Origin of the sequence: Demequina soli, assembly GCF_000971195.1 — a bacterium.
Taxonomy (GTDB): domain Bacteria; phylum Actinomycetota; class Actinomycetes; order Actinomycetales; family Demequinaceae; genus Demequina; species Demequina soli.
In genome coordinates this window covers 148,015-162,806 of sequence record NZ_BBLZ01000001.1, presented here as the reverse complement: position 1 = coordinate 162,806, position 14,792 = coordinate 148,015, and the positions used below count along the sequence as shown (strand labels likewise).

14 protein-coding genes are annotated in these 14,792 nt (G+C 69.1%); 6 read left to right on the top strand and 8 right to left on the bottom strand.

What is annotated here, in order from left to right:
• Positions 1-37: 37 nt before the first annotated feature.
• A complete protein-coding gene (locus AOM04_RS00755) occupies positions 38-949 on the bottom strand; it encodes a nuclease-related domain-containing protein (protein ID WP_062460860.1) in 912 nt (303 codons plus the stop codon).
• 49 nt (positions 950-998) lie between these two features.
• Positions 999-2,102: a PDDEXK family nuclease gene (locus AOM04_RS00750; protein ID WP_062460857.1), complete on the bottom strand. Its 1,104-nt coding sequence runs from the start codon at positions 2,100-2,102 to the stop codon at positions 999-1,001.
• Positions 2,103-2,196: 94 nt separating this feature from the next.
• Here AOM04_RS00750 and AOM04_RS00745 point away from each other — a divergent pair, with 94 nt between their 5' ends.
• Positions 2,197-3,060 (top strand): GIY-YIG nuclease family protein, encoded by an 864-nt coding sequence (locus AOM04_RS00745; RefSeq protein WP_156160551.1) that lies wholly within the window; start codon positions 2,197-2,199, stop codon positions 3,058-3,060.
• Between the two features lie 11 nt (positions 3,061-3,071).
• Here AOM04_RS00745 and AOM04_RS00740 read toward each other — a convergent pair whose 3' ends face one another.
• The 4 genes from AOM04_RS00740 to AOM04_RS00725 all read right to left on the bottom strand — a co-directional run bounded on the left by AOM04_RS00740 (position 3,072) and on the right by AOM04_RS00725 (position 6,020).
• A complete protein-coding gene (locus AOM04_RS00740; protein ID WP_062460854.1) occupies positions 3,072-3,983 on the bottom strand; it encodes a DUF429 domain-containing protein in 912 nt (303 codons plus the stop codon).
• Positions 3,984-4,010: 27 nt separating this feature from the next.
• Complete coding sequence (locus tag AOM04_RS00735) at positions 4,011-4,931, bottom strand: restriction endonuclease (RefSeq protein WP_062460851.1); 921 nt, start codon at positions 4,929-4,931, stop codon at positions 4,011-4,013.
• Between the two features lie 61 nt (positions 4,932-4,992).
• A complete protein-coding gene (locus AOM04_RS00730) occupies positions 4,993-5,364 on the bottom strand; it encodes a hypothetical protein (protein ID WP_062460848.1) in 372 nt (123 codons plus the stop codon).
• Positions 5,364-6,020 (bottom strand): NUDIX hydrolase, encoded by a 657-nt coding sequence (locus tag AOM04_RS00725; RefSeq protein WP_062460845.1) that lies wholly within the window; start codon positions 6,018-6,020, stop codon positions 5,364-5,366. The genes AOM04_RS00730 and AOM04_RS00725 overlap by 1 nt, the downstream gene beginning before the upstream one ends.
• 96 nt (positions 6,021-6,116) lie before the next feature.
• Here AOM04_RS00725 and AOM04_RS00720 point away from each other — a divergent pair, with 96 nt between their 5' ends.
• From AOM04_RS00720 to AOM04_RS00700, 5 genes are all read left to right on the top strand, one after another.
• Complete coding sequence (locus tag AOM04_RS00720) at positions 6,117-7,598, top strand: ADP-ribosylglycohydrolase family protein (RefSeq protein WP_062460842.1); 1,482 nt, start codon at positions 6,117-6,119, stop codon at positions 7,596-7,598.
• On the top strand, positions 7,595-8,314 hold the full coding sequence (locus AOM04_RS00715) for a TY-Chap2 family putative peptide chaperone (RefSeq protein ID WP_156160550.1): 720 nt from the start codon (positions 7,595-7,597) through the stop codon (positions 8,312-8,314). Before AOM04_RS00720 ends, AOM04_RS00715 begins: the two co-directional genes overlap by 4 nt.
• Positions 8,315-8,419: 105 nt before the next feature.
• On the top strand, positions 8,420-9,607 hold the full coding sequence (locus AOM04_RS00710) for a GTPase family protein (protein ID WP_062460836.1): 1,188 nt from the start codon (positions 8,420-8,422) through the stop codon (positions 9,605-9,607).
• A 3-nt stretch (positions 9,608-9,610) separates the two neighbouring features.
• Positions 9,611-10,444, top strand: a complete 834-nt coding sequence (locus AOM04_RS00705; protein WP_062460833.1) for a hypothetical protein — start codon at positions 9,611-9,613, stop codon at positions 10,442-10,444.
• 102 nt (positions 10,445-10,546) lie between these two features.
• Entirely contained in the window at positions 10,547-13,453 is a 2,907-nt protein-coding gene (locus AOM04_RS00700) for an ATP-dependent helicase (protein ID WP_062460830.1), read from the top strand.
• 12 nt (positions 13,454-13,465) lie between these two features.
• Here AOM04_RS00700 and AOM04_RS00695 read toward each other — a convergent pair whose 3' ends face one another.
• Positions 13,466-14,152, bottom strand: coding sequence for a hypothetical protein (locus tag AOM04_RS00695; protein WP_156160549.1), 687 nt, complete (start codon positions 14,150-14,152; stop codon positions 13,466-13,468).
• Entirely contained in the window at positions 14,152-14,790 is a 639-nt protein-coding gene (locus AOM04_RS00690) for a PD-(D/E)XK nuclease family protein (protein ID WP_062460823.1), read from the bottom strand. The genes AOM04_RS00695 and AOM04_RS00690 overlap by 1 nt, the downstream gene beginning before the upstream one ends.
• Positions 14,791-14,792: the final 2 nt, after the last annotated feature.

Sequence of the window (14,792 nt, the reverse complement as noted above, 5' to 3'; positions counted from 1 at the left end):
GGTGTGGACTCTAGGGGTGGCGTCTGACAGCGCAGACTCAGCGCGATGTCCACGTGGTTGACCGGCGCGCGATCTCGTAGATCGCTTCCACTCGCTCGAGCGACAGCACAGGGTCGAGCCGCTTGAGGTTGGTGTTGATGTTGTGGTTCGTCACGACGCCGACTCCGGGGATCCTGCCCGCGAGCTTCATCTCGGGCTGCAGCAGGCTTCCGTTGTAGACCGCAATCCAGGGCACCACGCGCTCGACCTCGGCGCCCGCGGCGTTGAGCAGCTCGTAGGCCTTCTTCGCCTGCGCCCTGGCCTGCGGGGCGTGGTCGGTCTTCGACCCGTTGACCATCACCCCATACTTCGTGACCGTGACCTTGGCTCCCGGGTGGTGCTTCGTGTTCACGAGGATCACACCGCCTGGACCGATCGCGAGGTGGTCGATATCCGAGTTCTCGCCGACGGGGATGGAGTGGAGGATCCGCCACCCGCGCTTCTTCATACGGTCCAGGACGGCTCCGACCTTCTCCTCGCCCTCGGCGCCCTTCCTCCACGCGCGCTCGTCGGTGTGGACGTCCAGGGCGCGCGCGAGATGAGGGAGTACTTTGCCCGCCCGCTTCTCGCGTTCCCAAGCCTCGGCGGCCTGTGCGCGTACCAGTTCGCCCGGGCGAGTGCTCGCGAGGTCGGTCCACTCGGGCGCAGGGGATTCGGCCTCCTGCGGCTCGGGCTCGGGCTCAAGCGTCGCGGGCTCGGCTGCCTCGTCCGGCGTGGCCTGGGCCGTCGCCGGCGCGCCGCTCTCGCTCCAGTCGCGCAGCGCATCGTCCACCGACGCGTCGGCGTCGGGTTCCAGCGTAACCTCGCCTGTCTTGAGGTCGAGGTACCCCAGACGGGCGCCGTCGGGGCCGGCCGCGTAGACGCGGTCGTGACCGTAGCGCGTCCAGCGGTTGAGGGTGATGTCGGTCAAGGCTCGCTTCCAGGTGTTGGGTCGGTGGGGAGGTAAGAAGCGGGTGAGCTCAGGACCCTGCGGAGGAGGCGAGCCGAGCCGCGCGGGACCGTGCGGCGGCGTACGCGGGCAGGAAATCCTGCTGGAACTCGTCCCATCGCGGCACCAGGCTGGCGCACGCGATATTCGGATTGCGGCGAGACGCCGCCTTGCCTCGGAAGTCGCCGATCGATTCGAGCAGGGTCGCAACCTCGTCTCCGAGTCCGAGGTCGCTCATGAAACCCACGGACAGCTCGATCGAGTCGTAGGTCGGGTACCAGGTCACCAGTGTGCCGGTCTCCGGTGTGCCGTACATGCGTGACTTCGTGCCGGTGCGCATCTCCCAGCCGAAGGCCTGCGCGGCCTCGTCGAGACGCGCTCCGACCGTTCGGGTAGCCACACTCGACTTGGCGACGTACTCGGCGAGCGACAGCACGTCGCCGGCGCGCTTCGCACTTGCGGCGGTCTCGGTGCGGCCGAATACCTGCGGTGCGAGCAGCTGGAGGCCCTCGGACCTGTGGCGCGCGATCGCGATGCCGAGAACCTCCGTCTGCTGCATCTGGTCGTTGAGGAACTCGATGATGCGTCGTAGCTCGGCGGGGATGTGGTCGGCGACGAAGAGCAGGCGCAGCTTGCCTCCTGTGAGGTTCGCCTCGACGGTCTCCCAGAACCCCTCGACGACGATGTCGCGATCCTCGTCGCCGGCGTCGAGCAGGTGGACGATGCGCTCCGCGGCGCCCTCAGCGCCGCCTTCTCTCGCTTCGAGCCAGTCGCGCAGCTTGCTGACGGGCCAGTACTTCACCCCGTTCGCGGCGTAGTCAAACATCTGGCCCACGACCTCGCGCCGGATGCGGGTGTCAGAGCTGCGCTTGACCTCGACGATCGTCGGGATCCCGTCCTGGTCGACCAGGAGGTGGTCGATGCTGAAACGGTCGCGTCCGGACTCGTCGGTGGCGAGACCCGGCTCGCGGGCGATCACGAGCCAACGTCGCGGATCCTCGGGGTTGATCTCGGCGCCCGGGATGACGTCCGGATGCGTCTCGATCAGCGCTTGCAGCTCATACTCGTCGACGTAGGCGCGCGCAGTCATCTCGACCAGCTGGTTGTCCTGGACAAGGAACAGGCTGCGCGACATCGGATCCCCCTTACCGTGCCTGCACGCTATCGGGTGCGGTGGCCCATGTCACGGAGTGCCGTCGAGTGTCGGATGCGGCCCCTACGCTGGCGCCATGACTGGGGATGAGAACGCGAGGGGCGCCTGGCAGGGCGCGCTGAACTTGGGGAACCTGCTGGCAGCGGCGGGAATCACCGACCTGGACGATGTGCTGGTGATCCGGCATACGTTCAAGGAGGACGGGCTTCGCTCCGCGAGCGCGCTGACGCCCGACAGCGTGCTCGCGTACACGCGGCGCCAGACGGCACGAGGCGTCAAGTTCCCTAGGAACCCGCCGCGCCGGTGGTTGGTCTTCCTCGCCGACGGGAAGCGCCGATGCCGCTTGTACGGCGCGTATGAGAACCGTGGCGAGGTCGCCGCCGAGCGCACCGACACGCACCGCTACTTCGACCTGCATGAGTCCGACCTGCTCGACGCGCTTGATGGGCGCCTGGTCGTCGAGTGGTCGGCGGACGCGATCAACTGGTCGAAGCGCGGCGAGCTCGCTGCGCGGTTCCCGGTGGTGGAGATCTCGGACCCGGCGGCGGTCGCATTCCCGGGCTTCGATCGCGTCGCCCTGACCTACGCCGAGCTGCGCGAGGTGATGTCAGATTCGCGATATGCGTCGTGGCGGACCGCACTCGGTGCGGTCCAGGGCATCTACCTCATCGCGGATGCCCGCACGGGAAGGCTCTACGTGGGCAAGGCCGACGGCGGCGAGCGGATCCTCGGACGGTGGCGCCAGTACGCCGAGACGGGGCATGGCGGCAACGTCGCGCTCAAGGAGACGCTCGGGGTCGACCCTGACCACGCAGAGCACTTCACCTGGAGCCTGCTGCGAGTATTCGGATCGAACGCGACGCCGGACCAGGTGGACGAGGCCGAGTCGCACTTCAAGCAGACGCTGCTGTCGCGCAAGTTCGGCTACAACCTCAACTGAGGCGCCTGTCGTCAGCCGGGTCGTCGATCGACGACGGTCTCCGCGTCAGCGATGCGGTTGAGCTCCGCTTCGATCAGCGCCCGCGCCTGGTCGGCGGGCGAGCGTCCGTTACGCGCGGCGAGGCTCACGAGCGTGGCATGCGCCTGGCCTTCGAGTCCACGGATCGTGAGCGCGGGCGCACGGGTCTGCCGCTCCTCGCTGGTCGTCTTTGCGAGGCGCGCCGGGTGCGAAGGCGCTGGCGGCGCCACGATATATCCGTCGATCGCCGAGCCGTATACGTGGAGTTCCTCGCGGTGGAACTGCCATAGCCAGGCGACGTGTGCGCAGATGATGGCGTCGATCTCGTCCTCGATACGGTCGAGGTCGCCTGGACGGGGTGCCGAGATTGTCGCTCGGATCTGGCGCCAGCGATCGCCGTCGAGAAGGCCAAGCGCGGGTATGCCCTCGAGGAGCGCTGCAAGCTGGTCGAAGCCGGCCGCGCGGTCGGGCCCCTTCTTGTAGAGGATGCGTGCCGGCAGCTCGAACAGGCCCACTAGCGCGGCATGCGGATAGACCTCGATGCATTGCGTCTCTGTGCTCGTGGCTGCCGGATCGATCGTCCACCCGAAGCGTGCTGCCAGACGCTCCGCGCGCGGGGGATCGAACTGCGGCTTGCCACGGTTGGATGTGTGGGCAGACGCGCCGTACCTGCCGTACGCGCGGCCGATGAGGTTCTCGGCGATGCGTTGGCCGGTGTGGTTCGGCACGATGAGGGGGGCGTCGACGGCCACGACGCGCGCGCCGTGGGCATGTGCCGAGAGCCACTCCGAGATCTCGTCGTCGGTGCGCACCGCCCCTGATACGGTGAGGCGTCCCTCCGCATCGACGACCGCGAGACCGGTACGTGCCTTGTCTCCCCACGCGAGGTCGATCCCTACGAACACGCTGACTCCTTGCGTTGCTCTTCCTCGCTACTCGAAGAAGTCCTCGTCGACCTCGACCACGTCGTACCGCGCCTTGACCTGGACTCCGACCCTGTACTGGATCATCAGCTCCGCGAGTCTCTCGCCGTTGATGAGGATCACGCGCGTGCTGATCTGGCGTGCGTACTCGATCGCGTGCTGGGTGAAGGAGCTCGAGGTGATGAAGACGCCCCGGCTGGCGTTGACCCCGTGAAGCGCGCCGATGAACGCCTGGATGGCCTCGCGCCCCACGGTGTTGCCCGCCGCGTACCGCTTGGCTTGGACGTAGATCTGGTCGAGGCCGAGCGCATCCTGATCGATGACACCGTCCACGCCGCCATCGCCGGTGCCGCCGATGCGCTTGCCCCGCTGCTCGGCGCCGCCGTAGCCCATCGCCAGGAGCACGTCGACGACCGCTTGCTCGAAGAACGACGGATCGGAGCCGCGAAGGCGTGCGAGCAGCTCGTCGCGCACGGCCGCGTTCGCCAGCCCGACCCCGTCTTCGATGCGCTCGATCGGGTCCGCCGACTCGGCGGCCTCGACGGGTTGCGTGGTCGGAGTCACGTGCGTGGACTTCGGGGGGTAGAAGGGCGCGAAGAACTGGTCCGCGGTGCGGAAGTCGCTGAAGCCTTGGGGGTTGGCGGCGAGCCAGGTGCGGCCCGCGTCGGTGATCCTCCACTCGCCGCGCGCGACGCGTTCGATCAGCGAGGCCTTTCCCAGGTGCGTCATCGCCCACTGGGTGCGGTTGATTGCTCTCGAGCCGCCGCTCCCGAGAGTCTCATCGAGGGCCGCCTCGGGTAGGTCGAGCGACTCGATCGCTCGACTGACGATGGTGCGGCGTGCCAAGGTCTCGCCCGAACTCATCGCGCGGAGCACCGGCACGACGAACTGGGGCCAGATCGGTACGAGCGATGTCGGGGTCTCGGACATGGGTCCACCTTGTCACAGGCATGCTGGGGCGCCGCCGGCACGCAGTCGCGCCGCTCGCACGTCAGTTCATGCCCGAGCCCATGGCCACGAGGATGTCCGCATCCGACCAGTCCGCGCCGTCCTGGTGATAGGCGCGAAGCCAGCGGTTGCGCTCCTCGCGAGGCAGCCGAGGCGCCAGGCATTCGGGCGGAGGAGCGGGCGGCAAGTCGTCGGAGGATGCGAGGAACATGTCGTATTCCTCGCCGTCCTCGTCGATCGCGCCCATGACGTCCGCGAGCGGCCGCCCGACGACGTACTCCTTGGCCCGGCTCTCGAAGAGCGCCTTGATGGTCGAACTGGCACGCGTGTCGCCCCGGTATCGCGCGTCCAGATACAGCCGCTGGAGCGCGATCAGCTCCAGTTGAGTCACCGGCTCCGGCGTTGTGTGCGTCATCAGTCCCCCCGAGATCTGGTGAACAGCCTGGCAGGCTTCCCAACGGTTCCGTGCTCAAGGTCTCCCGTGTCGACCAGCTGCGGCTCCATCAGCCTCCGGAACGTGTCCTTCCGCCCGGGCCTCCCGGGGTCCACGGCCCGGTGCAGCCGCTCGAGGTCCAGCAGCGTGAACGGGCCCTCGCCTAGCAGCCCCCACGGATCGGGGTGCTCGGCGTAGTCGGCTCGCAGCCGCGCCACCGCCAGCGCCAGGATTGCCGCGTGATCGAACCCGAGCGGTCCGACATCAGCGATGGGCACAAGCGCCGCGTCGCCGAGCAGGGGAGCGGGCACCGCCACCAGGTGCGCCACGGACAGCACCCATCCGCGGTCGTCGCGGTCGGGCCCGTCGAACACGTGCAGCTGCACCGGCTCCAAACCCGCGACCCCGGCCTTGTCGGCGAGCGACCGGCGCACCGCATCTGCCAGTACCTCGCCCTCATGCAGGAACGTTCCCGGGAGGCGGCGAGTCTTGGGTGCTGCAGCGCCATCCCGCGCATCGTCCACCAGCAGCACCGACAGTGCCCCGCCGGCCACGGTCAGCACCGCGGTGTCGACGGCCACGGAGGGCCGCGGGTAGTCGGTCAGCGCCTTGCCGGAGGAGTCGCGGTACGTCGTCACAGGATTGAATGTCGCACCCTTGCGCTAACTTGTCAATTGACGCAGAATTGCGCCAAGTCGAGATCTCGGGGCAGCCCGGGAGACGAGGGGGACACCATGACGACCACCACCAGCTCCATCGCCCACCGCGCAGCCGGCGCCATCCTGGGCTCGGCCGTCGGCGACGCGATCGGCGCGCCGTACGAGTTCGGCCCCGCCCGGCCGCACCTCACCCTCGCCGGCACCGCCGCCGACATGACCGGCTACCACACCTGGGCGCCGGGGGAGTGGACCGACGACACCTCCATGGCCGTCCCCATCCTCCGCGCCGCCGCTGCCGGGCTCGACCTCGCGAGCACCGAGGCGCAGGACGGCATCGCCCGCGACTGGCGCGCCTGGGCGCGCGTCGCCAAGGACGTCGGCGTCCAGACCTCCCAGGTCTTCCGCGGCATGCGGGGGGACGATGCGGCGGCCGCCCGTGACGCCGCCCGCCGGGTCCACGAGGCGAACGGGCGCAGCGGCGGCAACGGATCCGTCATGCGCACCGCGCCCGTTGGGCTCGCCTTCATGACGGAGCCGGACGGCGTCGCGAAGGTCGCGGCCGCCGCCGATGCCATCGCCGCGCTGACCCACTTCGAGGACGACGCCCGCGACGGCGCCGCCCTCTGGAGCATCCTCATCCACCTCGCCGTCCGCGACGGGCGCGTGAGCCTGGACGATGCGCTCGCCGCGCTCCCCGAGGCCCGCCGCGAGCGGTGGATCGGGCTGCTCGCCGAGGCCGACGGCGCCGACCCCGACTCCTTCGCGCACAACGGCTGGGTGATCCACGCCGTCCAGGCCGCGTACGCCGCGATCCGCGCGGCCGGCATCGTGCTCGGCGACCCCGCGACGCACACGCCAGTCGCATTCCGCCGCACCATCGAGGCCGCAGTCCGCATCCACAACGACACGGACACCGTCGCCGCGATCGCCGGCGCGCTCGCGGGCGCCCTTGTCGGGGCATCGGCGATCCCGGTCGGCTGGCAGCGGCTGCTCCACGGGTACCCCGGCCTGCGCGCTGGCGACCTGACGCGCCTTGCGGTGCTCGCAGTCAGGGGAGGGGAGGCTGACTCCCGCGGCTGGCTCTCGGGCGACAAGGTCGACTACTCATCCTGGACCGGGCGCGACGCGCTCGCGGTCCACCCGCACGACGCTGGCGTGCTGCTGGGGGGCGTCGACCGCCTCGCCGATCTGCCCGAGGACATCGACGCGGTCGTGTCGCTGTGCCAGCTCGGCGCACGCGAGGTGCCGGCGCGCATCGGCCGCGCGGACGTCGCGGAGGTGTGGCTCATCGATGACGCGACGCCCGGGGCGAACGTACACCTCGCGTTCGTGCTCGAGGAGGCGGCCGATGCGGTGGCCGCGCTGCGCGCCGAGGGCAAGCGGGTGTACCTCCACTGCGTCGCCGCGCAATCCCGGACGCCCACGGTGGCGGCGCTTTACGCCGCGCGGCACCTCGGCGTCGAGCCGGGGCGGGCGCTCGCCGAGGTCGTGGCGGCGCTGCCCGCAGCCGACCCGAACCGCGCGTTCCGCGCCTACCTCGCGGGGGTGGGGCGATGAGCGGCACCAAGGTGTTCCGGGCGGCCGACCGATTCGTCGACGCGCAACTGTGGTGGGTCGCGTCGGAGCTGTGCCGGCGGCACCCCCGCCTGCGGATCCGGGAGCTCGTCCAGGACGAGCTTGGCTCCTTCATCGAGGTGGTGTCGTGGCCTGACACGAGCGCGCTGCGGATCGTCTGCTCGCGCGTGGCTGGGATCAGGATCGTTGGGCACGATGACTTCCTGGTGGCGCCAGCGGATCTGCTCGAGGACCCGAACCCTCATGCCGTCCTCAAAGCGGTCGAGGCCGCACACGGCATCGGTGGGCCCGGGCGCTTCCCACGCACGACCCGCGAGACCATCGGGCACCGCGCAATCGCCCACGTGCTGTCAACGATGGTCAACTCGCGGCACTCGTGGACGGTGCGCGGCGAGCGACCCGAGGACCCCTCCGTCGTTCATGGTGGAACGTGGCTCACGCCGGTCCTCGGCTGGCCGTCGATCGTCGGACTCCGCGAACGCTGGGGGCACGATGCCGCGCACGACGCGCTCTACCAGAAGGCTCCCGCGCACGCGTGGGTGCTGATGCGGGACCTCGAGCCGGCCGCGGTGTTCGATCTCTACGGACAGGTGCACACCTCCGACGGAGCGATGGACCTGCTCGACGTCTACCAGGAATCTGGGGCGAGCCTTCCGCTCGCGGTCACGAGCGCCCTCGCTGGTCATCTGCGTACGTAGACCCGCGGCGCTGGCCGGTTGTCCGTCGGGTAGCCGGTGCGTTGACCGACCGCTTGTCGGTGGTCGTCGCTAACCTCAAGCATCACGACCGACGTTGGGGGAATCATGACTGACAACCAGGAGAGCGCCGCGGGCGCGCGTGAGGACGACGAGGTCGCCCAGATCGATCCGGAGGCGCTCCACACTGCGCTGCGTGAGGAACGCGCCCGCATCGGCCGCTTCAACCTCGCGATCGTCGGCGGTACGGGAGTCGGCAAGTCCTCGCTCGTCAACGCAGTGTTCGGAGAAGGCCTCGCCCCCACCGGCGTGGGGCTGCCGGTCACCCGCGGCGTTCAGTACTACACGAACGCCGACGCCTCGCTCGGCATCTGGGACTTCGAAGGCTTCGAGATCGGCAAGGTGCCGGGTGACCTGGTGCGCGAGAACCTCCAGGTGATCGAGGACGGCCCGCGCGAGAAGCACATCTCCGCGGTCTGGTACTGCGTCACGTCGAGCGCCGACCGCCTCACGCAACCGGACATCGACCAGATCACTGCGTTCGCCGCGGGTGGGCTTCCGGTGATCGTGGTGCTGACGAAGACCATCCGCGCGCGGGACTTTCCGGGCGGAAAGTGGAAGCCGTCGGCACAGGTCGAGGCGTTCGCCGAGTGGATCGCGAGTCCATTCGACCACCAGGGCGAAGCGATCGAGCTTCCCATCGCGGGCATCGCACTCACCGCAGCGGTGGACCAGGGCAAGCACGGCGGTCCCGCGCATGGCCTTGGCGAACTTCTCGACATGACGCTTGCGCTCGCGCCAGACGAGGCGCAGGAGGCGCTCGTCGTCGCGCAGCGGCTGTCGCTCCCGCTCAAGCGGGCACTCGCCCGCAAGGCGATCGTCGCCGCCGGCACCGCGTCTGCGGCGGCGGCGGCGACCCCGATCCCGGTCGCGGATGCCGTCGCTCTCGCCCCGATCCAGCTCGGGATGATGGGCCGGATCGCGGCCGTCTACCAGCTCGATCTCAAGGTGATGATGAGCGCGCAGGCGATTGCGCAGCTCGCGGTGCAGGTCGTCGGACGCGCGCTCGCGCGAAGCCTCATCAAGCTCATCCCTGCGGTCGGCACGGTCATCAACGCGACGGTGGCCTCTGCGCTCACGACGGCCACAGGCGAGGGCTGGCTTCGCCTGTGCGAGGCCGTCTACTCGGGCAAGGTCGCGCTCGATCAGGTCGAGAAGGTCTGGAAGGACTTCGCGCCAACGGCGGTCGAGGTGATCAACGCGGTCCTCAAGGCCCGAGTCAAGGGCGGGAAGTAGCCTATGGCGGCCACCACCCACGCGCTGGTGCGCGTGCAAGCCCGGGAGGTGTCGGCGGGTTCCCACGGCAATCTCGTCGGTGGCGGGTTGTCCGCCCACCGCATGCTTGGCGAGCAGTGGGAGTGGGCGTGGGGCGTGCCGGGATTGTTCCGGGCCTTGGCATCCCCAGGGGCTGCTGCGGTCGCTCCCGCATCGCCGGTGCCTGAACGCGCTCACGCCGACGTTCTCGGATACTGGTTTCCGCTCCCGTACCTGCTTGGCTACCGGCTCGGCTGGGCCGACATCGGGCTGGGCCTGCGCCGGTGGCGCGACCTGGGAATGCCGGTCGACGATCCGACCCTCGCGCTTGTTGCGGCGCTCTGGGACGCCGATGGCCTGCTCGACAACGCGGTCGCGCAGTTCGCGTCCAATGCCCTGACGCACCAGCCACCAGGCTCGTGGGACTGGCGCGGTGAGCCGGTCCTCGACACGGAGACGCGGGCGTGGCGCGACGCCTTCGACCGGCGCTGGCCTGAGGAGCACGTGTTCGACATCTATCAGCCCGACGCGGGCGACGGTCTGCACCTGGCCGGCCATCTGGCGCAGTCGCCCAGCGGGTCGGCGACGCTGACGGTGCGGAGTTCGGCGGACCGGACAGCGATCCTCGAGTGCCTGTCCGCGAGCGGCTGGTACGCCGACCTCGCGGCCCTCGGTGATGCGCTGCCGGGCCTCGACTCCGCGAGTTGGAAGGTCGATGTCTACGTGAGGTCGATCGGCTGGATGGGCACCTTCCGCAAGTCCCGCGAGACCGGCTACTGGTTCAGCGGACGTCATCGGGTCCACGCGCTCGGCCACTGACCAGGTGGCGGCAGAGCGGTGGGGTCCCGGTTCTTGCGAGCCGAGGACCCAGTTCGTGGTGCCGACAATGGATTCACAAGAAGCAAGGCTGAGGGGCAGCAGATGAAGTTCACGTGGGTGCCGCAACCGGAGAGCGCCAAGCCGCGCGCGCCGAAGCCCTTCGTCGCCCCCGCGCCGACGCAACCGCCTGCACCACCCATCGTGCCGCGGCCAGCGCCCGCCGTCCCGACGACCCGGCCTGACGCGCCGCCGCGCACGAGCCGCCCAGCGCCGCTCAAGCCCGTCGCGATCCCTGTCCTCGAGGGCGACGCCAAGGCCGCGGTCGAGCACCGCGGCTCGCACATCCAGATCGTCGCGGCGGCCGGCTCCGGCAAGACGGAGGTCGTCTCGCAGCGCGTCGCTGCGCTCCTCGTCGACGGTGAGAGGCCCGAGGCCATCGTCGCGTTCACCTTCACCGAGAAGGCAGCGAGCGAGCTCAAGGAGCGCATCCGCGAGCGAGTGACGGCGCTGAAGGGTCCGGAGGCGAGCGACGAGCTCGGCCGCCTGTTCGTCGGCACCATCCACGCCTACTGCTTCCGAATGCTGCAGCAGTACGTGCCGCGATTCGAGACTTTCACGCCGCTCGACCAGAACCAGCTCACCAACCTGCTGTACCGCGAGGCGTACGGGCTCGGCATCAAGGCGCTCAACCCTGACAAGGGACTCTTCGCCAACATCGAGACGTTTGCCCGCGGCATCGACGTCCTCGAGAACGAGCTCGTCGGCCTCGACGAGCTGCCGGCCGATGCCTTCACCGAGACCGCCCGCGAGTACTACGACATGCTCGACCGCTATCAGGTGATGTCGTTCGGGACCCAGATCGTCCACGCGGTCCGCGCGCTCGAGGACCCCAAGATCCACGAGGCCGTTGCCGCCGACCTGCGCCACCTCATCGTCGACGAATATCAGGACGTCAACCCCGCGCAGGAGAGGCTCATCAGCCTGCTCGCGAAGCCGCACGGGTCGGCGGACGTCGTGGTCGTCGGTGACGACGACCAGGCCATCTACCAGTGGCGCGGCTCCGCGGTCGAGAACATCCTCACGTTCCAGGCTCGCTACCCGGGGGTCGAGCGCTTCGAGCTGCTCCAGAACCGACGTTCACGCCCCGGAGTGGTCGATCTCGCGAACCGCTTCGCTCACTCGATCCCGGGACGCTTCGACAAGGAGATGTCCGCCGCGCGCGAGGCCGACGGCCCGTCCGTCGCGATCGCACGTGACACTGGGACCGAGTCCGACGAGGCCGATGCGATCGCCCAGCAGATCGCCACGTTCTACGCACAGGGCCTGCCGTACCGCGACATCGCGATCCTGGTGCGTGGCAAGGCCGCCTACCCCGCGCTGCTCGCGGCGCTTGAGAATCACAGGATCCCGGTACAGCCGGGAGGCCGCACAGGCCTGTTCGCGCAGCCCGAGGCCGCAGCGCTCGGCAAGGCCTACGCGTGGTTGGCGAGCATCGAGTGGAAGGTCGGCAAGTGGGGCCAGCGCGAGGATGTCTCCCTCGAGGACGTCGTCGACGCGCTGGCCGAGTCGTTCGACCTCGCGGCACCGACGCGCGCCGTCCTCACCGATCACCTGACCACATGGCAGGGCCGGGCGCTCGCGAGCGAGTTCAACGAGAGCCTGGTCCGTGACTACTACGCGCTCATCGCGCTGCTGGGCGTTCGCGACTGGGACCTGACCGACGCCTACACCCGTAACCGCATCGGCACCGTTGCGCGGTTCACCCAAGTGCTGGCCGACTACGAGGGCGTGAGCTGGCGCGCGCGCCGCGACCCCAAGAACCCCGGCGAGCAGGTCGGCGGCCAGAGCGGTGGCGAATGGTTCTACAAGAACTTCGCGATCCTTCTCGCGAACTATGCGAGCGGCAGCTACGACGCCTTCGAGGGCATGGATGCCTCCGTCGACGGAGTCTCCCTTGGCACCATTCACGGCTCGAAGGGCCTCGAGTGGCCGGTGGTGTTCCTTCCGTCCCTCGTGAAGGGGCGCTTCCCGTCGAGTCGCATGGGCGCCGCGCAGGAGTGGCCCAGCGTGCTCGAGGGGCGCTTCGACGCCGCGAGGTACGAGGGCGTTGATGCCGACGAGCGCCGCCTGTTCTACGTCGCCGTCACGCGATCGCGCGATGCGCTCCTGCTCTCGGCGCACTCGCGCCAGAAGAACGGCCACCGCAAGGGCCCGTCACCGTATTTCGAGGAGGCGGAGGGCCTGCTCGCGAGTCCGGGCACCCCGACCACCGTGGTCGCGAAGCCGCCCAAGTCGGAAGGGGAGCTTGCGCTCACCTTCAGCGAGCTGGCCGCATACGAGTCCTGCCCGCGTGGCTACCTCCTCAAGAACGAGCTCGGGTTCATGCCGCCCATCCAGCAGGAGCTTGGCTACGGGAACGCGGTGCATCACACGATGCGCGTGGTCGCGGAGGCGACCATGGCCACGGGCACGGTCCCCACGCTCGTGGAGGTCGACCAGCTGATCGACAGCGAATTCTATCTTCCCTATGCCAACAAGCCTGCGCACAAGGAGATGCGGGAGGCTGCGCGGCGCTTGGTCCACCGATACGTCACCGAGCACTCCGATGATCTCGCCAAGACGTGGGCTACGGAACGTCCATTCGAGCTCTACCTCGACGGAGTGGTGGTTGCGGGCCGAGCCGACGTCATCTACGACGATGCCGGCTCGCTCGCGATCGTCGACTACAAGACCTCGGTCGGCGGCGGCATCGAGCCGCTCCAGCTCCAGGTCTACGCCGATGCCGGGCGCAGGGAGGGCCTCGATGTCTCGGCGGCGTACATCCACGATCTGGGCACGGCGCGCCGCCACACGGTCGACGTCGGCATGCCTGCGATAGGCGTCGCGGAGAGCCAGGTCATCGCCACCGTCGGCAGGCTCCGGGAGGGGGACTACGACCCGCGGCCCGAGGTCGCCAAGTGCCGCACGTGCGACGTCAAGACCATCTGCAAGGCGGCTCGGCTGCGCTAAGCCGATTGCTGGCTACGAGGGCAGCTCGCTGAACCAGTCGCGGACGGCAGGGTAGAGGCGCGCGGATCCTTCGTTCAGCATGTCGATGCACGCGGCTGCGTAGTCGCCGAGCGATTGGGTCTCGTTGATCTCCGGGAGCACTCCCCAGTGGGCCCACCAGGCGTCTCCTATGCGCCTCATGCCCAGCGAGTGCGCGACCTTGCGTGTCGCGGCTCGGGCGCCGAGGCGCTCATCCTTGGTCCAGGTATTCGGATTGAAGGCGAGCGTCATGCGCGGGAACGCGTAGCCCCTCCTTGTCGAAAGGAGGTCGCTCTTCGTCCAGACAAGTTCCACAAGCGGTTCGTGGCGCTCCGCGACGAGGGTGCCGAGCTCTGCCTCGGGCAAGGAGACGGTCGTCCAACCACGTTTCCCCTCGTGGGCTCGAGCGCCAACGCCGGTCGCAGCCTCGAGCAAGGCGTGATGCAGAGCAAGCCCCGCTGGTCCCTGGAGCGCATCCCACTCCTCGATGAGGGATCGGTTCCGCACGTAGAAGTCGACGTCGGCGTCGCCTGACTCGCCCGTCATGAGCTTGAGGGCTGTGTCAGGCGACTCCTTCGATACGGCGTCTCGCATCAGCTTTTCTGTCTGCACCCGGAGACCGGCCCACTCGGAGATCTGCTTCCGGTTCCGCACGTAGAAGTTGACAGGGTCGCCAGTCATCACAGTGCTCCGATCGTCTCGATGTATTCGCGCGCGCCAGCCGACAGGTTGAGCCCCTCGCGGTCCGCCACGTCGCGCGCGAGCCGGGCGAGGTCGCGCCAGGCCCGGGCGACCCACAAGTCCGCGCTCTGCTTCGCCGTGGAGGGCAGGTGGCCTGTCCGGGTGAGGAAGACCAGAACGGGCGTGTCATCCGCCCAGTGACGAGACAACCGGTCGGCCTGTTCTGGCTGCTCTCCCGCGAAGACCTTCGCCTCGATGATGACGGTTTGGCCGCCAACTCGCAGCACGATGTCGGCGCGTGTGCCAGAACGCGACTCCTCCACGCGGATGGACACGGGTGCATTGCGCTCGACGGGCAATCCCAGGTCCTCGAAGAAGGCATCGATCAGTTCGCGCCCCATGTGGTGTCCGCCTGAGGGGTCGAGCAGCCACGCCAGCGCCCGGCACAGCGCGACCTCCTGATACTGGAGGCCGAGCGCGGCGAGAAGAGTTTTGCCGCCGCTGGTCCACGCGACCGCACGCCATTCGTCGGTTAGGCGCAGCAGGTCGTCGTTCCAGTCGGGGGCGCCGGCGCGGTCATGCCACTCCGCGAGCAGCATGCGGAACCGGTCCTCGCGCGTCAGTTGGGCGCTGTCCATGT